At 64.8% G+C, this 17,252-nt stretch carries 15 protein-coding genes; 6 read left to right on the forward strand and 9 right to left on the reverse strand.

Features of this window, described 5'->3' with window-relative positions; genetic code table 11:
* Positions 1-8: 8 nt before the first annotated feature.
* Positions 9-2,675, forward strand: coding sequence for a methyl-accepting chemotaxis protein (locus CRO22_RS01225; protein ID WP_097068287.1), 2,667 nt, complete (start codon positions 9-11; stop codon positions 2,673-2,675).
* A 6-nt stretch (positions 2,676-2,681) separates the two neighbouring features.
* Here CRO22_RS01225 and uraH read toward each other — a convergent pair whose 3' ends face one another.
* Positions 2,682-3,038: a hydroxyisourate hydrolase gene (uraH, locus tag CRO22_RS01230; RefSeq protein WP_097068288.1), complete on the reverse strand. Its 357-nt coding sequence runs from the start codon at positions 3,036-3,038 to the stop codon at positions 2,682-2,684.
* A gap of 121 nt (positions 3,039-3,159) precedes the next feature.
* On the opposite strand from uraH, the gene puuE reads away from it, so the two are divergent.
* Both puuE and CRO22_RS01240 read left to right on the forward strand, forming a co-directional pair.
* Positions 3,160-4,575, forward strand: coding sequence for an allantoinase PuuE (puuE, locus tag CRO22_RS01235; RefSeq protein WP_097068289.1), 1,416 nt, complete (start codon positions 3,160-3,162; stop codon positions 4,573-4,575).
* Positions 4,572-5,402, forward strand: coding sequence for a bifunctional allantoicase/(S)-ureidoglycine aminohydrolase (locus tag CRO22_RS01240; protein ID WP_097068290.1), 831 nt, complete (start codon positions 4,572-4,574; stop codon positions 5,400-5,402). The genes puuE and CRO22_RS01240 overlap by 4 nt, the downstream gene beginning before the upstream one ends.
* Positions 5,403-5,434: 32 nt before the next feature.
* Here the strand turns inward: CRO22_RS01240 and CRO22_RS01245 are convergent, their stop codons facing one another.
* Together CRO22_RS01245 and CRO22_RS01250 are read right to left on the reverse strand one after the other, a co-directional pair.
* The gene (locus CRO22_RS01245; protein ID WP_097068291.1) at positions 5,435-6,118 is read right to left on the reverse strand and encodes a D-lyxose/D-mannose family sugar isomerase; all 684 of its coding nucleotides are present in this window, start codon (positions 6,116-6,118) and stop codon (positions 5,435-5,437) included.
* Positions 6,119-6,122: 4 nt separating this feature from the next.
* Entirely contained in the window at positions 6,123-7,706 is a 1,584-nt protein-coding gene (locus tag CRO22_RS01250) for a bifunctional metallophosphatase/5'-nucleotidase (protein WP_097068292.1), read from the reverse strand.
* Between the two features lie 125 nt (positions 7,707-7,831).
* Here CRO22_RS01250 and CRO22_RS01255 point away from each other — a divergent pair, with 125 nt between their 5' ends.
* Both CRO22_RS01255 and CRO22_RS01260 read left to right on the forward strand, forming a co-directional pair.
* The gene (locus CRO22_RS01255) at positions 7,832-8,170 is read left to right on the forward strand and encodes a DUF952 domain-containing protein (protein ID WP_097068293.1); all 339 of its coding nucleotides are present in this window, start codon (positions 7,832-7,834) and stop codon (positions 8,168-8,170) included.
* Positions 8,167-9,225 (forward strand): quinone-dependent dihydroorotate dehydrogenase, encoded by a 1,059-nt coding sequence (locus tag CRO22_RS01260; protein ID WP_097068294.1) that lies wholly within the window; start codon positions 8,167-8,169, stop codon positions 9,223-9,225. The genes CRO22_RS01255 and CRO22_RS01260 overlap by 4 nt, the downstream gene beginning before the upstream one ends.
* Positions 9,226-9,285: 60 nt before the next feature.
* On the opposite strand, the gene CRO22_RS01265 is transcribed toward CRO22_RS01260, so the two are convergent.
* The 5 genes from CRO22_RS01265 to CRO22_RS01285 all read right to left on the reverse strand — a co-directional run bounded on the left by CRO22_RS01265 (position 9,286) and on the right by CRO22_RS01285 (position 14,847).
* Positions 9,286-10,950 (reverse strand): amidohydrolase, encoded by a 1,665-nt coding sequence (locus CRO22_RS01265; protein WP_097068295.1) that lies wholly within the window; start codon positions 10,948-10,950, stop codon positions 9,286-9,288.
* 68 nt (positions 10,951-11,018) lie between these two features.
* Entirely contained in the window at positions 11,019-12,044 is a 1,026-nt protein-coding gene (locus tag CRO22_RS01270; RefSeq protein ID WP_097068296.1) for an extracellular solute-binding protein, read from the reverse strand.
* A gap of 32 nt (positions 12,045-12,076) precedes the next feature.
* On the reverse strand, positions 12,077-12,883 hold the full coding sequence (locus CRO22_RS01275) for an ABC transporter permease (protein ID WP_245860845.1): 807 nt from the start codon (positions 12,881-12,883) through the stop codon (positions 12,077-12,079).
* Positions 12,876-13,784 (reverse strand): ABC transporter permease, encoded by a 909-nt coding sequence (locus CRO22_RS01280; RefSeq protein ID WP_097068298.1) that lies wholly within the window; start codon positions 13,782-13,784, stop codon positions 12,876-12,878. Before CRO22_RS01280 ends, CRO22_RS01275 begins: the two co-directional genes overlap by 8 nt.
* A gap of 1 nt (position 13,785) precedes the next feature.
* Positions 13,786-14,847, reverse strand: coding sequence for an ABC transporter ATP-binding protein (locus tag CRO22_RS01285; RefSeq protein WP_097068299.1), 1,062 nt, complete (start codon positions 14,845-14,847; stop codon positions 13,786-13,788).
* Between the two features lie 298 nt (positions 14,848-15,145).
* Here CRO22_RS01285 and CRO22_RS01290 point away from each other — a divergent pair, with 298 nt between their 5' ends.
* Positions 15,146-16,537 carry an aspartate aminotransferase family protein gene (locus tag CRO22_RS01290; protein WP_097068300.1) on the forward strand — a complete coding sequence of 464 codons (1,392 nt, stop codon included), beginning with the start codon at positions 15,146-15,148 and terminating at the stop codon, positions 16,535-16,537.
* 22 nt (positions 16,538-16,559) lie between these two features.
* Here the strand turns inward: CRO22_RS01290 and CRO22_RS01295 are convergent, their stop codons facing one another.
* A complete protein-coding gene (locus CRO22_RS01295) occupies positions 16,560-17,222 on the reverse strand; it encodes a GntR family transcriptional regulator (RefSeq protein ID WP_097068301.1) in 663 nt (220 codons plus the stop codon).
* Positions 17,223-17,252 lie beyond the last annotated feature (30 nt).

Below are 17,252 nucleotides of genomic sequence, written 5' to 3' on the forward strand. Positions count from 1 at the left end.
GGCCCGTCATGAGCGCCAAATCGACCGGATCCGTCCGTTTCTTCCATTCGAGCTTCTTCAAGGCAGCGCTTCTGGTTCTGCTCTCGGCCTCTGCCATCGTCGTGGCGATGACCGCGCTGAACCTGCGCTCGACCACCGAAATCGCCATGAAGCAACTGCAAGATCAGGCACATGGCTCGAGCGAGATCATCATCAAGCAGCTCGCCGCGCCGGTGCGCTTTGGCGACAGCAAGGTGATCTCGCAGATCTTCAAGGATGTGATCGACGATCCGTCGAACCCGGCCAATGGCGTGATTGCCACCGATACCGAGGGCAAGGAACTCGCCAGCTACGTCATCCACGATTCCGATCTGGCGCCGATGCATGCGCTGATCGAGCAGTCACGCGCGACGGGCGAAGAGGCCTATACGGATGACATGCTGACGCTCGTCCATCCGGTCAAAATGCCCAATGGCACCACGGTCGGCTATTTCGCCTCGACCTGGTCGGATGACCCGACCGTCGAAGCGATCGCGGCTTCGAACCGCAAGAGCCTGATCGTCGCCATCTCGATCCTGCTTGTCGCGATGGTCGTCACCTCGCTCGTGTTCCGCGCGATGATCGCCAAGCGCCTTACCCGGATCAGCGCCGCGATGGCTTCGATTGCCGGGGGCGCGCTGCAGACCGAGGTGCCCGAGACCAAGGGCAAGGACGAGATCGGCATGATCGCGAAATCGCTCGAATCGTTTCGCGATCAGCTTGAGCAATCGGAGTTGGCGAGCCGCGAGGGGCTGTTCCGCGGCGCCGCCTATAATTGTTCTTCCGCGGCCATGATGCTGCTGAGCGCCGAAGGCAAAGTTCAGGCGGTGAACCCCTCGCTCGAAAAGCTCTATGCGGAGAATCTTGCCGATTTCCGCTCCGTGAAGCGTGATTTCGACCCGGAAACCCTGATCGGCCGTCCCTTCACCTATTTCCATCCCGAAGGTTCGAAGCAGGAGGCCACGCTCAATCCGGACCGGCTGCCGATGACGAGCGAGTTCCAAATCGGCTCGGGCTTTTATGCGCTTTCGATCAGCGCGATCACCGATGCCAAAGGGGCTCCGATCGGTTTCGCGGTGGAATGGAAGAATGTCACTGGCGAGAAACGCAATGCCGCCGTGACCGAAGCAATCGACGCCACCCAGCTGCGTGCCGAATTCACCCCCGATGGTCGGGTCACCACGGTCAACCTGGCGATGGCGATGACGCTCGGCAGCGAGGAAACCGCGCTTATCGGGCAGGATTTCGCGGGCGCGATCACGGCGGAAGCGAGTGGCGAATCCTGCTTCGCGGCGATTGCCCGCGGCGAGAACATGATTGGTCGCATGGTGCTGAGCTTCAACGGTCAGACCCTGCTGCTGACGGGCGCAATGTCGCCGGTGCGCGACCGCAAAGGCAGGGTGCAACGCGTGGTGATGATTGCCTCCGATGTGAGTGAGATGGAAGCCCGCGAGGCCCGTTCGCGGGCGGAACGCGACCGGGCCGCGGCCGAACAGCGCCAGGTGGTCGATGCCCTGCGGGCCGCGCTCAGTGCGCTTTCCGATGGCGACCTGACCCAGACCATCACCCAGCCCTTCCCGGGCGATTACGAGACGCTGCGCGCCGATTACAACACCGCGACCGGCAAGCTGCGCGACGCGATGCAGATGGTGCTGGAAAATTCCGAGACGATCCACACCGAGTCGGGCAGTATCTCGCGCGCGGCCGAGGATCTGTCGCGCCGCACCGAACAGCAGGCCGCAACGCTTGAGGAAACCGCTGCGGCGCTCAACGAGCTCACCGCTTCGGTGAAATCGGCCGCCGAACGCACGCTCAAGGCCAATGACATGGTCACGACCGCGCGGCGCAACACCGAAGAAAGCGGCCAGGTGGTGCGCGAGGCGGTGCAGGCGATGGGCGAGATTGCCGACAGCTCGAACAAGATCTCCCGCATCACTTCGGTGATCGAGGAAATCTCCTTCCAGACCAACCTTCTGGCGCTCAACGCCGGGGTCGAGGCTGCCCGTGCGGGCGAGGCCGGGCGCGGCTTTGCCGTGGTCGCCTCGGAGGTGCGGGCGCTGGCGCAGCGCTCTTCGGAGGCGGCGCGCGAAATCGCCGGGCTCATCTCCGACAGCTCGGCGCAGGTCAAACGCGGCGTGGATCTGGTGGGCCAGGCGGGCAATGCGCTTGAAGGCATCCAGGGGTCGGTCGGCCAGATCGTCACCTTCATGTCGGACATCACCGCCTCGACCACCGAGCAATCGACCGGCCTGAGCGAAGTGAACACCGCGATCCTGCAACTCGATCAGGTGACCCAGCACAATGCCGCGATGTTCGAGGAAACCTCGGCCGCGAGCCAATCGCTGGTGCGCGAGGCAGACGGGTTGACCACGACGATGGGGCGGTTCCGTCTCGGTGCTTCTTCGGCAAAGCAGGGGGCAGCCGCAAAACCGACCCTCAAACCCGCCCCCGTGACGGCAGCGAAACCGGCACCGGCGGCAGCGCCGAAACCGGCGGCCCCCACGGCGGAGGCGCCGAAACCGGCGGCCCCGGCCCCCAAACCCGCGAACAAGGCGCCGGCGCCGATGCCTGCCCCGGCACGCCGCGCGGGGGGCGGCGGGCTGAGCGCAGCCGCGCTGAAAGCCGCGCCCACGCATGACGACTGGGAAGATTTCTGATCCCGTTCAACTGCCGCGATAGGTTGAATAGCCGTAAGGCGAGAGTAACAGGGGCACATGAAAATGTGCCCCTGCATCATTGATGCCAAAGCGGATCGGCACGTCATCAAGAAAGAGCGGCGCTGCCCCCGCCTGCCCGGACCCCCGCAGATAATCGCCCGCAAAGAAGGTCAGCTCATAGGTGCCGCAGGCGAAATCCGCCGCGGGCAGGATCGGGCTGTCGGTGCGCCCGTCTGCATTGGTGCGCATCTCGGCCAGCACCTCGGCCCCCTCCGGCGTGATCCGCGTGAGCACGATACGCAGCCCTGCCGCCGGGCATCCTTTCGCCGTATCGAGCACATGGGTTGTCAGATATCCGGTCATCGTCCCTCCTGCCGCGCCGCTGCAAGCGCGCGAAACTGTTGATTTCCTTTCCGAGAAAAACCTGAAATCCTCGCCGCCACAAGACGGCCGGGCCGAAAGCGCCGCGGCGACGGAGGAAGCGATGAAACGATACGACAGAGACATGCGCGGTTATGGCGCCACACCGCCCGATGCACGCTGGCCGGGCGGGGCGAAGGTGGCGATCTCGCTCGTGCTCAATTACGAGGAAGGCGGCGAGAATTGCGTCGCCCATGGCGATGCCGCGTCCGAAGCGTTTCTGAGCGATGTGGCTGGCGCCGCGCAATGGCCGGGCCAGCGCCACTGGAACATGGAATCGATTTACGAATATGGCGCGCGCGCCGGGTTCTGGCGGCTGCATCGGCTGTTCACCTCTATGGCGATCCCGGTCACCATCTACGGCGTGGCCACCGCACTTGCCCGCGGCCCCGAGCAGGTGGCCGCGATGAAAGCGGCGGGCTGGGAGATTGCGAGCCACGGGCTGAAATGGGTCGAGCACCGCGACATGCCTGAAGAGGAGGAGCGCCGCCAGATCGCCGAGGCGATCCGGCTCCATGCCGAAGTGGTGGGCAGCCGCCCGCGCGGCTGGTACACCGGGCGCTGTTCCTTCAACACCGTGCGGCTCACTGCCGAAGAGGGCGGTTTTGACTGGATCTCGGACACTTACGACGATGATCTGCCCTATTGGAAGCAGGTGGGCGACCGCGACCAACTGATCATCCCCTACACGCTCGAAGCCAATGACATGCGCTTTGCCACCGCGCCGGGCTATATTGAGGGGGAGCAGTTCTTCACCTACCTCAAGGACGCGTTCGACACGCTTTATGCCGAAGGTGCGGCAGGCGCGGCCAAGATGTTCTCGGTGGGCCTGCATTGTCGGCTGATCGGGCGTCCGGGCAAGATTGCCGGGCTCAAGCGTTTCCTCGATTATGCCAAAGGGTTCGAGGGGGTCTGGTTTGCCACGCGCGGCGAGATCGCCGCACATTGGGCCGCGACCCATCCACCGAACAGGCGAAACCGGCCAAGCGAAATGCGCAAAGAGGCCTTCGTCGCGGCCTTCGGCAGCATTTACGAGCACAGTGCCTGGGTGGCGGAACGCGCCTGGGATCTGGAACTCGGCCCGGCTCATGATTGTCATGAAGGCGTGGCAAGCCTGCTCGCCCGAGCTTTCCGCTCTGCCTCCGAGGCAGAAAAGCTTGGCGTTCTGAAGGCCCACCCCGACCTTGCGGGCAAGCTCGCGCAGGCAAAGCGTCTCACCGCGGAAAGCACCGCCGAACAGGCCTCGGCCGGGCTCGACGCGCTCACCGATGTCGAGCGCGACACATTCGCGGCGCTCAACACCGCCTATACGGCAAAATTCGGCTTCCCCTTCATCATCGCCGTGCGCGACCATGACAAGGCGGGGATCCTCGAAGCTTTCTACCGCCGCCTCGAGCAGAGCCGCGAGGCAGAATTTGCCGAGGCCTGCGCGCAGGTCGAGCGCATCGGTTGGCACCGGCTTCAGGAGGTCTTCGCATGAGCGGCTATTATACCCCCCCGGGCGGCCTGCCGCCGCAATCCGCGCTGATGACGGGCCGCGCGGTCTTCACCGAGGCCTATGCGGTGATCCCGAAGGGCTGCTTTTCCGACATCGTCACGAGCTGCCTGCCCGGCTGGGAGGCGACGAAACTCTGGCTTATCGCCCGGCCGATGAGCGGCTTTTCCGAGACCTTCAGCCAATATGTGATGGAAGTGGGCGCCGATGGCGGCTCGGATGCGCCGGAAACCGAGAAGGGCGTCGAGCATGTGCTCTTTGTCACCGAGGGGGCGATGTGGCTCTCGCTCGACGGGCAGGAGCATGAGCTTGCCGCGGGCGGTTATGCCTATATTCCGGCGGGCTGCGACTGGCGGGTGAAGAACGGCGCCGATACGGCCCTGCGCTTCCACTGGATCCGCAAGCGCTATGAGCCCGCGCCGGGGCTCGCCCTGCCCGAGGCTTTCGTGACGAACGAGCGCGAGATCGCCCCCGTCGCGATGCCCGAGACCCAGGGTCGCTGGGCCACCACCCGCTTTGTCGACCCCGAAGATCTGCGCCACGACATGCATGTGAACGTGGTCACCTTCCAGCCGGGCGGGCTCATTCCTTTCGAGGAGACGCATGTGATGGAGCACGGGCTCTACGTGCTCGAGGGCAAGGCGGTCTACAAGCTCAACCGCGACTGGGTCGAGGTGGAGGCGGGCGATTTCATGTGGTTACGCGCCTATTGCCCACAGGCCTGCTATGCGGCGGGGCCCGGGCCTTTCCGCTACCTGCTCTACAAGGACGTAAACCGCCACGCGAAGCTGGGCGGCGTGCTCGGGCGTTGAGCGACCGGCCCGGGCCACCACCCGGGCCGCATTCACACCCAGCGATCGTAATCGGACACGAGCAGATGCAGCGGTGGCTCGTCTTCCTCGATCTTGGCGAAGCGCCCGATCGGATCTCGAAAGATATTGTCGGTCCGGTCGTCATTCACCGTCGAGACCTCGCCGATCAGCACATCTCCCCCCTCGCCCCAGAAGGCGTGCCAGTTGCCCGGCATCAGGGTGACGCTCTCTCCCGGAGCGAGCCGCAACACGCCGCCTGCGGGCAGTCGGCGCGTGAGCCCATCGGAGGTCACCACCACTTCAGCTGCGGGATCGAGCGCGCCCGAAGCATCCGATGAAAACATCTCGATCGCCAGCGTCGCCCCGCCGCGGTTGATGATGTCTTCCGCCTTGACGATGTGACGATGCATCGGCGAAAGCTGGTTTTCGCGCGAAATCATCAGCTTCTCGGCATAGCACATGCCCGAACCCTGTATCAGGTCCGCCGCCCGACCGTTGCGCAGCGTGAAGAGGAAGAGCCCGAGACGGCGAAACTCCCCCTGCCCGTAATCGGTGATGTCCCAGCCGAGGCGGGCCGAAACGATCGCCTCGATGTCGCTCCGGCGCGCCCGCATCTCCTCGGGAGACCACCAGGCAAAAGGCGGCAGCACATGGCCAAAACCGGCGATGAACTCCGCCGCCTCGCAGATGATACGGTTGACCTCGGAACGCTTCATCTCGCTATTTCCGCGTGATCCGCCCGTGTGTCATGGGCTGATAGGGGGAATGCGCGGCCAGATATTCTGCCGTCACATCGGCCAGATCGGGGCCGAAGTCATAAGCGTTCGTGCCCTCCGTCGCAAACATCTTGTAGCCGTCGCCGCCCGCGCGCATGAAATTGTTGGTGACCACGCCATAGGTTCCTTCCGGGTCGAGCGGCGCCCAATCCTCCCCCGCCATCACGATCACATCGCTGACCCGTGCCCCCGGCGCGGCGGAGGGATCGAAGGTGAACTTCAGCCCCGCCACCTGCGGGAAACGCCCCGCGCCCTCCTCGATCTGGCTCACGCCGTTTTCGAGCGCGGCAAGGATCACCGAGCCTTTCGCATCAAAGGTCGAGAGCGTGTTCTGGAACGGCAACACGGTATAGACCTCGCCCATCGTCACCGGACCGGCGTCGATCGAGGCGCGCAGCCCGCCGCCGTTCGCGATGGCAATCGTGATGCCTTGCTCCATCACCCGGTCGAGCATCGCATCGGCCACAAGATCCCCCATCGCACATTCCTGCTGGCGACAGACCTCGCGCGCGCCATTGATCTCGCCGGCGGACTCGGCCACCACCTTTTCGCGCACCGCGGCGATGGGCTTGGCCAGCTCCGCCACCCGCGCCGCGATCGCCGGATCCGGCGCGACCGAGGCATCGAGCAGGATCGGCGCCCCGGTCGCGGATTTCAAAGACCCGTCGTCGTCGAAGGTCAGCACGAGATGGCCAAGAAATTTCGAATAGGCATAGGCCGAGACGACCGGCACGCCCCCCACCATCGTCGGATAATCCGCACCGCCGGGGCCAAAAAGCGTGTGGCTGTGCCCCCCCACCACGGCATCGAGCCCGGGCACGGCGGCCGCGATCTGCTGATCCTTCAGAAAACCCGTATGCGGCAGCGCGATGATCTTTGTCACCCCTTCGGCCTCAAGCTCCGCCACATCGGCCTTCAGGCTTTCGATCTCGTCCTGAAAGACCACGTTCGGCCCGGGCGAGGAGGTCTCCACCGTGTCGGTCGCGAGCGCGGAAACGATGCCGATCTTCTCGCCGCCGACCGTCAGCACCACCGTTCCGTGCAGCTTGCCGTTCAGCTCGGGTGCGCGGCTTACATCGAGATTGCCGGACACGAGCGGAAAGGGCACAGCGCCGATGAAGGCGGCAAGCGCCCCGGGCCCGTCGTCGAATTCGTGGTTGCCCACCGCCATTGCATCATAGCCGATCGCCGTCATGAACTCGGCCGAGTCCTTGCCCTTATAGGTGGTATAGAACATCGACCCCTGAAACTGGTCCCCCGCATCGAGCAGGATCACATTTTCTCCGGCCAGATCGGCGCGCAGCTTCGCCACCTCGGCCGCGACCCGTGCGATGCCGCCAAAGCAGTTCCCCTCGGTCTCGTCTTCCGCCGAGCAGGTGCTGTCATATTTGTTGATCGATTCGATCCGGCTGTGCAGATCGTTCGTATGCAGCACATGAAGCGTGTAATCGGCCTCGGCGCTGCCCGCAGACAAGGCGATGGCTGCCGTACCGAGCAGCAGACGGGGGGCGAAAAATCGGGCGGTCATGGAATCCTCCGGAGCGGTCGAAACGGGGGAAGTGTGGCGCGAAGCCGCGGTTCTGTCAAAACGGATCGGCGCTCCTTCGTACAGGCGGGATTGACGCGCCCCCGGCCCCGGGGCATGAACGGGCCATGCTGATCTACAAGATCTTCCGCCGCCCCGAATGGGATGCGCTTTGCGCCGCGGGTGAAACCGCGGGGGCTCCGGTCGATCTAGCCGACGGTTTCATCCATTTTTCGACCGCCGCGCAGGTGGTGGAGACGGCGGCAAAGCACTTTTCCGCAGAGAGCGATCTCGTTCTGGTTGCCGTGGCCGTCGCGCGGCTGGGGGCCGAGCTGAAATGGGAAGTGTCTCGCGGCGGCGCGCTCTTCCCGCATCTTTACCGGCCACTGCGCCGGGCTGACGTGGTGTGGGACACCGCGTTGCCGCTTGGCGTCTCGGGCCACATCTTTCCGGAGGCGCTGTTGTGAGCGGGATCGAGTCCTTGGGTCTGAAGATCTTTCATCGGCTCGATCCGGAGACCGCGCATGGGCTTGCGCTCTCGGGGCTGCGCATGGGGCTTGTGCCGCTGCCCGGTCCGGTGACGGGCGCGCGGCTTGCCACGACGCTCGCCGGGCTCGCGCTGCCCAATCCGGTGGGGCTTGCGGCGGGGTTTGACAAGAATGCCGTCGCGCTGCCCGCGCTGATGCGCGCTGGCTTCGGCTTTCTCGAGGTTGGTGCGGCAACCCCGCGCCCGCAGGACGGCAATCCGCGACCGCGGCTGTGGCGGCTCACGGAAGACCGCGCAGTGATCAACCGCTTCGGTTTCAACAACGCGGGCGTCGATCCGATCGCGGCGCGGCTCGCGGCCAGGCCCCGGGGCATCCCGGTCGGGCTCAACCTCGGCGCGAACAAGGACAGCGTCGACCGCGCCGCAGATTTTGCCACGGTGCTCGCGCATGCTGGCGCCACGATCGACTTTGCCACCGTCAACGTGAGTTCCCCCAATACCGAGAAGCTGCGCGACCTGCAGGGCAAGGCGGCCCTCGCAGCGCTTCTTGCAGGTGTGATGACCGCGCGGGCCGGGCTCGCAAGACCGATCCCGGTTTTCCTGAAAATCGCCCCCGATCTGAGCCCGGCAGAGCTTGAGGACGTGGCCGAAGTGGCGCTGGACGCCCGGCTTGACGGGATCATCGCGACGAATACGACACTTTCGCGCGAAGGTTTGAAAAGTGTAAATTCAGCGCAGCCGGGCGGGCTTTCCGGCGCGCCATTGTTCGAAAAGTCCACGCGTGTGCTCGCGCAACTTTCCCGGCTGACGGCGGGCAAACTGCCCCTTGTCGGCGTGGGCGGGATCTCCTCGGCAGAGGAGGCCTATGAGAAGATCCGCGCCGGCGCCACCGCGGTGCAGCTTTATTCCGCCATGGTCTACCGGGGCCTCAGCCTCGCTGCCGATGTGGCGCGGGGCCTCGAGGCACTCTGCGCCCGTGATGGTTTCGCCCATGTCTCGGAGGCAGTCGGCACCGGTCGCGACCGCTGGCTCTGAACTCCGGGAACGGCGGCGCTCCCTCCGCGCAGCCCTGCTTGATCTCGGAAGGGCGCGGGGTCAGGCTTCCGCCTCCCACAGAATGCGCCCGCCGCAAATCGTGAGCGCAATGCCGAGATCGGGGATCACCTCGGGTCCGCAAGCCTCGATATCGCCCCCCAGCATCACCAGATCAGCCGCGAGGCCCGGGCGGAGCGTGCCGGTCACATGGTCGCGATGCGCGGCCCAGGCGCCGCCCGCGGTGTAGGCGTGGAGCGTCTCCATCAGGCTCAGCCGCTCGTCAGTGCAGCCCTCATAAGGCGCCCGTGTCACCCCGGCATGGATGCCGCGCAAGACCGAGACATCCGTCACCGGCCAGTCGCTCGAATAGGCGATATGGGCACCGCCCTCGGCCCTGAGCGTGCGCCACAGATAGGCATCGGGCCAGCGGGCGCGGCCGATCCGGCTCAGTGTCGGCTCCAGCGGAAACTCCATCGCGCCGGGCGGATGCGGCGGTTGCAGGCTCGCGGTGATGCCGAGCGCCCCGAGGCGGGCAATATCGGCGCGGTCGATCAACTCGATATGCTCGATGCGGTGGCGCGCATCCCGGACGCCATTGGCCTCCTGCGCCGCTTCGATCCCGTCGATGGTGGTGCGCACCGCCCCATCGCCAATCGCATGCACCGCGATCTGCAGGCCGCGCCGGTCGATCTCGGTGGCGATCGCCTTGAAGGTCTCGGTGGCGAAGAGCGGCTCCGAGCGATGCCCGGGCTCGTCGATATAGTCGTTGAGCATATAGGCTGTGCGGCTGTCGATCACGCCATCCATGAACATCTTCACGAAGCCCGAACTGAGCCAGTCGCTGTCAAAATCGCGCGTCATCGCCGTGGCGCGCTCAAGCGCCTCGAGCCCCATCTGCGGCTTGAAATGGAAGGGCACCTTGACGCGCAGGGGGAGCTGGCCCTCGGCCTGCATTTCGGAAAGCAACTCTAGCGTGTAGCGGTTGCCGTCCATATTGACGAGGCTGGTGACGCCGTGTTTGGCGCAATGCTCCATGCCCGCGAGCAGCATCGCCTTGTCGGCGGCGCGCTCCGCGGGCGTGGGGGCAGGCGAGGGTTCCTCGCCCGTGGCGATGCCGAGGTTGATCCGCGTCTCCCCGCCAAGTGCGATGATCGGCGCGAAGGCCTCGAACTCGCGCAATTCGCCGGTGGCGAGGCCGGTGCCGTCCAGCACCACCTCATGCCCGTGCGGGGTGGGCGCGCCCCGCATGAGCCCGGTGGCCTCAAGCGCGGCAGTATTCGCCCAGACCGTGTGGTGGTCGTGTGACATCATCGCGATCGGGCGGTCAGCGATCATCGCGTCGAGGTCGTGGCGGGTGATCGGATGGCCGAGCATGCCGTAATCCGCCCCCTGCGCCATCAGGAGCGGCCGGTCAGGATGAGTGCTCGCAAAGGCACGGAAGGCCGCCGCGACCGCCTCGGTGCCGTGCAGATAGTCGAGATGGAGATGCGAGAGCTCTGCCCCGCCAAGGCCCAGATGCACATGCCCCTCGAAAAAGCCGGGCAGGACACTGCGCCCCGCCGCGTCGATCACGCGGGTCTCGGCGCCGGCCAGCGCCAGCATCTCGGCCGTGGTGCCAAGCGCCAGCACATGCTCGCCCGCAAGCGCAATCGCCTCCGCTCTGGGGCAGGTATCATCCATCGTCAGGATGCGGGCATTGGTCAGGATCAGATCGGGGCTCTGCATGGGGGGCGCTTTCGCAAGGAAAAGGGCCACGCCCCCGGGGGGCGTGGTTGGCAAGCGGTCGGGCAGACTTACTTCTGCAGCTCGGTCCAGATCGCGTTCTGGTAGTCGAGTGCCTTGCCGGTGCAGATCGTCACGAACTGCCCGTTATTGGCAAATTCCGCCGGCGGGTTCAGCTCGGGCGCGCCCTTCATGTCCTCGGGCAGGAATGCCTCCGAGCCGGTGATCCCGTTTGCGTAGCGCGCGAAGGCCGAGAGCATCGCCGCATTTTCCGGCTCCATGATGAAGTTCATGAAGAGATAGGCGTTCTCGACGTTCTTGGCGTCTTTCAGCAGCACCACGTTGTCCATCCAGAGGCCATAGCCTTCCTTCGGATAGCCGTAAGCCACATCGGGGTTGCCGAGCCGCGCGCGCATCGCCGAGCCGTTCCAGTCCACGGTCGCGCCATAATCGTTGTTCGTCATCTTCTCGACGGTCGAATAATCCATCGAGAGCCATTTCGGCTTCGCGGCGACCATCAGATCGCGCACCTTCTTCATCACCGCCGGATCGTCCGAGCAGACATTGCCGCCCGCATACATCGTGGCAAGCGCCATCACGTCGCCCATCTCGGGGATCACGTTGACCTTGCCTTCAAGCTCCGCCGGCGGGTCCATGAAGATCGCCGAGGTGTTGATGTCGCCCGTATAGACCTTGGTGTTGACGGTCATCCCGGTGGAGCCCCAGAGCCACGGGATCGACCATTCCCGGCCCTTGTCCCAGTCCACATTCATCCATTGCGCGGCGATATTGGCGTGATTGGGCAGCCGGCTCAGGTCGAGCTTCTCGATCAGCCCCTTGTCGGCATAGATCCCGACAAACCCCGCCGAGGGCACCACAAGGTCAAAGCCCGAGGCCCCCGCCTCGACCTTGGCCAGCGCGGTATCGTTGCTGTCGAAATCGGTGATCGTGACCTTGACGTCGTAGGTCTCCTCGAACTTCTTGATCAGTTCGGGGCTGGTGTAGTTGCCCCAGTTGTAGAGGAAGAGTTCTCCCTCGGCGGCGGCAAGGGTCGCGCTGCACAGAAGCATCGCGGAGGCGGCAAGCAGTCTTTTCATTGTCAGTCTCCCGGTTGGTTCGTTCATGCGTCTCAGCTCTTGCGGCGGCTGAGCAGGAAAAATCCCGACAAAAGCACCAGCGTCAGCCCCAGAAGGGCCGCCGAGAGCGCGTTGATGTCGGGGGTCATGGCGCGGCGCAGCTGGCCGAGCATGTAGGTGGGCAGGGTGTCCTGCCCGGGGGATTTGATGAATTCGGTGATCACCACGTCATCAAGCGAGGTGACGAAGGCGAGCATCCAGCCTGCCAGAATGCCCGGCGTGAGCTGCGGCAGAGTGACGAAACGAAAGCTCTGCCACGGGCTTGCGTAAAGATCGGCTGCGGCGGTCTCGAGCGTCAGATCCATGCCTTCGAGGCGCGCGCGGATCGGCAGATAGGCGAAGGGGATACAAAAGGCCGTATGCGCGATCACCAGATAGCCCAGCCCCGCATAGCCGGTGGCGGCCTTGATCGCGGCAATCACGATCAGAAGGGCCACGGCGGTGACGATCTCGGGCACCATCAAGGGCTGGTTGATCGCCGCATAGATCGCGGTGATGCCGAAAAAGGCGGGGCGGCGGGTGGTGCCGAGGGCTGCCAGCGTGGCCAGCGCGGTCGAAAAGAGCGCGGCCAGGGTGGCGATGATCAGCGAATTGGCGGCCGCATTCATCACCGTGCTGTTGTGCCAGGCCTTCAGATACCAATCGAAGGTGAAGCCATCCCAGGTGGCGACCGAGGGGGCGGCGTTGAAGGAATAGACCACCAGCGTCACGATCGGCGCATAGAGCCCGGCAAAGACCAGAAGCGCGGTCGGGCCGACACCCGGCAGGTCGGCAACATCGAAGGAGCGCTGCTCAGACACCGCGTTTCTCCCCGTTGATTGCCCGCACATAAATAAGAAGCGCCGCCATCACGATCACCAGCAGCACGATCGAGAGCGCCGCGCCGAGCGGCCAGTTCCGCCCCTGACCGAATTGCAGCTCGATGAAATTGCCGATCATCATCAGCTTGCCGCCGCCGAGGATGCGCGGCGTCACATAGGCGCCGAGGCAGGGCACGAAGACAAGGATCGAGCCCGCCACGATGCCCGGCCGCGCAATCGGCAGCACAACGCGCAGGAGCACCTGCCAGCGCGAGGCGTAAAGATCATAGGCCGCCTCAAGGAGCCGCCGGTCGAAGCGTTCGAGTGCGGCGTAAAGCGGCAGCACCATCAGCGGCAGGTAGACATAGACCATGCCGATCAGAAGCGCGCCCTCGGTATAGGTCATCTGCAACGGCGCCGAAATGATCCCGAGCTTCAGAAGGATCGTGTTCAAAAGCCCCTCGTTACGGATGATCTGGTTGATCGCGAAGGTGCGGATCAACAGGTTCGTCCAGAACGGCAGGGTGATCAGGAAGAGCCAGAAGGCGCGCTGGCTTGCGGGGCGGGTCGCGATGAACCATGCGGTCGGAAACCCCGCAAAGAACGAGAGCAGCGTGGTCACGAGCGACAGGCTGACCGAGCGCCAGAAGATCGTCAGATGCGCCTGCGCCAGATGCAGGGTCTCATCAAAAATGTCGCGCTCGACCACGACCTTTTGCCAGCCTTCGAGCGAGAAGCTCCAGACCACGTTGCCGTAATCGCCCGGCGTGAGGAAGGAATAGATCAACACCAGAACGAGCGGGCCGATTGCCGCGGCCATCAGCACGATCAGCGCGGGGGTGACAAGCGCCCAGGCGTTTCGGGTGGTGCGGGCGCGCTCAGCCTCTTCTGCGGCGCTCATCTCACTCCCTCAAAAGCTGTGCGGCGCCCGGGGTGGGCAAAACGCCGACACTCTCGCCCAGAGCCAGGCCGATCTCGCCGCTCGCCGGGCTTTGCAGCCGCGCGGTGAGCGCGGTGCCGTCGGCCAGAGCCATGTGGCAATGGGTGCCGGTGCCGAAATAGACCAGATCGCGCACGGTGGCGGCGATGGCGCCTTCGGTCTCTGGCGGCACAAGGCGCAGCTGCTCGGGCCGGATCGCCACGGTGACGGGTCCGTGCAACACGCCCTCGACCGGGATCAGATCGCCGGTCTTCAGCCGGGCGCCGCCTGTTTCGCCCACGGCCTCGATAAAGTTCGTCTCACCGATGAAGGCCGCAACGAAACGGTTGATCGGATGGGTGTAGATCTCCTTTGGCGTGCCCACCTGCTGCAACTTGCCCGCGCTCATCACCGCGATCCGGTCCGACATCGTCAGCGCCTCTTCCTGATCGTGGGTGACGAAGATGAAGGTGATCCCGGTCTCGTTCTGCAGCCGCTTCAACTCGACCTGCATTTCTTTGCGCAGCTTGAGATCAAGTGCGGAAAGGGGCTCATCGAGGAGCAGCACCTTCGGATGCGGGGCCAGCGCGCGCGCGAGCGCCACGCGCTGCTGCTGCCCGCCCGAAAGCTGGGTGATCTTGCGCCCGGCCATCGCCTCGAGCCGCACCAGCGCAAGCATCCGTGCCACGGTCGCCTCGATCTCCGCGCGGGGCTTGCCCTGCATCTTCAGCGCAAAGCCGACGTTTTCGGCCACGGTCAGATGCGGAAAGAGCGCATAGCTCTGAAACACCGTGTTGATCGGGCGCCGGTTCGGCGGCAGCACCGTCACATCCTCGCCATCGAGCAGGATCGTACCGGCGCTGGGCATCTCAAACCCCGCGAAGAGACGCAAAAGCGTGGTCTTGCCGCAGCCCGAGGGGCCAAGAAGCGTGAAGAATTCGCCGGGGCGGATGTCGAGCGAAACGGTGTCGAGCGCGCGCACCGCGAATTCGCCCGTGCCGAAAGCCTTCACCAGATTGCGTGCCGAGATGATGTGTTTGGCCACACCAGATCCCTTCGGATTTGATCATATTGAGTCGAGTTTTGTGGCGATCCGGCGTGCTGGCAAGGGTTTCTTGCGCCTGACGCGAAATCCTTGATCGAATGCACATAATTTCATCACTACCGCCCCGGGTCTGCGCAGCGTCACGGGCGAGAGCCGGGTCCGAAGCGGCGGTGGACGAATCGTCTGCGCACGAAACGCGGTTTTCCCCGCGATCCGGGATCGGATTGACGTTGCCTCTTAATTTGATCATATCTTGAGAAGAGCCGCCCGGCGGCCTCCAGACCGGAAAGGACAGCCGATGTTCGAGAACCACCTCCCCACCGCTGAACTGCAGGCGCTCGACGCTGCGCATCACATGCACCCGTTCACCGATGGCGACGGGTTGGCGAAGAAAGGCGCGCGGATCATCACCAAGGCCAAAGGGGTCTGGATCACCGACAGCGAGGGCGAGGAAATTCTCGACGGCATGGCCGGGCTTTGGTGCGTCAACGTTGGCTATGGCCGCGAAGAACTGGCCGAGGTGGCCGCAAAGCAGATGCGCCAGCTCCCCTTTTACAACACCTTCTTCCAGACCTCGCATATCCCCGCGATCCAGCTGGCGAAGCGGCTGGCCGAACTCGCGCCGGGCGATCTCAACCATGTCTTCTTCAACGGCTCGGGCTCGGATTCGAACGACACCAATCTCCGCATGGTGCGCCGCTATTGGCAGGTGCTCGAAAAGCCCGAAAAAAATGTGATCATTTCACGCTGGAACGGCTATCACGGCTCGACCATGGGCGCGGCCAGCCTCGGCGGCATGAAGGGGATGCATGCGCAGGGCGGGTTGCCGATCCCGGGCATCGTCCATATCGACCAACCCGACTGGTGGTCTGAGGGCGGCGAGATGAGCCCGGAAGAGTTCGGCCTCACCCGCGCCCGTCAGCTTGAGGAAAAGATCCTCGAAATCGGGGCCGAGAACGTCGCGGCTTTCATCGGTGAGCCGGTGCAGGGCGCAGGCGGCGTGATCATTCCGCCCGCGAGCTACTGGCCCGAGATCCAGCGCATCTGCCGCCAATATGACATCCTTCTGATTGCCGACGAGGTGATCACCGGGTTCGGGCGTACCGGCAACTGGTTCGGCTGCCAGACCTTCGGCATCACCCCCGACATCATGACCGTCGCGAAGGGGCTGACCTCGGGCTATATCCCGATGGGCGCCTCGATCGTTTCGGACAAGGTCGCGGCGGTGATCAATGGCTCGGATGAATTCGCGCATGGTTACACCTATTCGGGCCATCCGGTCGCGGCGGCCGTGGCGCTTGAGAACCTGCGGCTTCTCGACGAGGAGGGCATCGTCGCCCGCGTCGGCGCCGAGACCGCGCCCTATCTCAAGGCGAAATGGGAGAGCCTCGCCGCGCATCCGCTCGTGGGTGAGGCCAGGATCATCGGCATGATGGGCTCGATCGCATTGACGCCGAACAAAGAAACCCGCGCAAAGTTTGCCGCGAAATCGGGGACGGTGGGCTATATCTGCCGCGAGCGCTGCTTTGCCAACAACCTCGTGATGCGCCATGTGGGCGACCGCATGATCATCTCGCCGCCGCTTGTCATCACCCCCGCCGAGATCGACATTCTGATCGAGAGAGCCTTGAAATCTCTCGATGAAACGCTTGAGCGCATCACTGAGGAAGGGTTGAACAAGAGCGCCTGAGGCAAGGGCGGCGGCCCGGCCCTCAGCCGGGCTGCGCCGCGGCGAGAAGCTCGCGGACGTTTTCCATCCCCTGCAGAATGTCGAGCCGGATCGCCTCGGCCACGCCCGCCGGGTCGTTCTCCCGCATCGCGGCAAGCGCCGCCTGATGCATGTCGGGCAGGTTCGAGGTGCCGAACCGCCCGCACATCACCCGCAGCGCCGGGGCCGAGCGCAGCCACAAAGCCTCGACCACTGGCAAAATGACTTCGGTCCCCGCCAGCGCATAAAGCGTCATGTGAAAGCGGTGGTTTTGCACCATGTATTGGCGCGTGTTGCCCTCAGCGATGGCGGCAGTATGGGCCGCGTCGATACGCGCGAGCAAAGCGATGTCTGAGGCCGCGGCCCGCAGGGCACCACGCCGCGCGAGCTCGGGTTCCAGCGCATTGCGCGCGAAGATCAGCTCGTCCACCTGCGCGACGCTCAGCACCGGCACGGTGACGCGGCGGTTATCATGAAACTGCAGCGCCCCCTCCGAGGTCAGCCGCCGGATCGCCTCGCGCACCGGCGTGACCCCGGCATCGAGCCGCGCCACAAGCCCCTGAATCGTGACCGGATGCCCCGGCGCCAGATCGCCCGACAGGATCAGGTCGCGGATACCGCGATAGACGCTCAAATGCGCGGGCTCTCGTACGACAAGGTTGTCCACCTGTGTCCTTTCGGGCTGTTGATCACCTGC

Source organism: Rhodobacter maris (genome assembly GCF_900217815.1).
GTDB lineage: Bacteria > Pseudomonadota > Alphaproteobacteria > Rhodobacterales > Rhodobacteraceae > Rhodobacter > Rhodobacter maris.

What these genes read in the sequence shown, in the direction of transcription:
- CRO22_RS01265 (WP_097068295.1), bottom strand. Translation starts at nt 10,950, where the DNA reads ATGCAGAGCCCCGATCTGATCCTGACCAATGCCCGCATCCTGACGATG.
- uraH (WP_097068288.1), bottom strand. Translation starts at nt 3,038, where the DNA reads ATGACCGGATATCTGACAACCCATGTGCTCGATACGGCGAAAGGATGC.
- CRO22_RS01280 (WP_097068298.1), bottom strand. Translation starts at nt 13,784, where the DNA reads ATGAGCGCCGCAGAAGAGGCTGAGCGCGCCCGCACCACCCGAAACGCC.
- CRO22_RS01290 (WP_097068300.1), top strand. Translation starts at nt 15,146, where the DNA reads ATGTTCGAGAACCACCTCCCCACCGCTGAACTGCAGGCGCTCGACGCT.
- puuE (WP_097068289.1), top strand. Translation starts at nt 3,160, where the DNA reads ATGAAACGATACGACAGAGACATGCGCGGTTATGGCGCCACACCGCCC.
- CRO22_RS01240 (WP_097068290.1), top strand. Translation starts at nt 4,572, where the DNA reads ATGAGCGGCTATTATACCCCCCCGGGCGGCCTGCCGCCGCAATCCGCG.
- CRO22_RS01255 (WP_097068293.1), top strand. Translation starts at nt 7,832, where the DNA reads ATGCTGATCTACAAGATCTTCCGCCGCCCCGAATGGGATGCGCTTTGC.
- CRO22_RS01250 (WP_097068292.1), bottom strand. Translation starts at nt 7,706, where the DNA reads ATGACCGCCCGATTTTTCGCCCCCCGTCTGCTGCTCGGTACGGCAGCC.
- CRO22_RS01270 (WP_097068296.1), bottom strand. Translation starts at nt 12,044, where the DNA reads ATGAAAAGACTGCTTGCCGCCTCCGCGATGCTTCTGTGCAGCGCGACC.
- CRO22_RS01245 (WP_097068291.1), bottom strand. Translation starts at nt 6,118, where the DNA reads ATGAAGCGTTCCGAGGTCAACCGTATCATCTGCGAGGCGGCGGAGTTC.
- CRO22_RS01225 (WP_097068287.1), top strand. Translation starts at nt 9, where the DNA reads ATGAGCGCCAAATCGACCGGATCCGTCCGTTTCTTCCATTCGAGCTTC.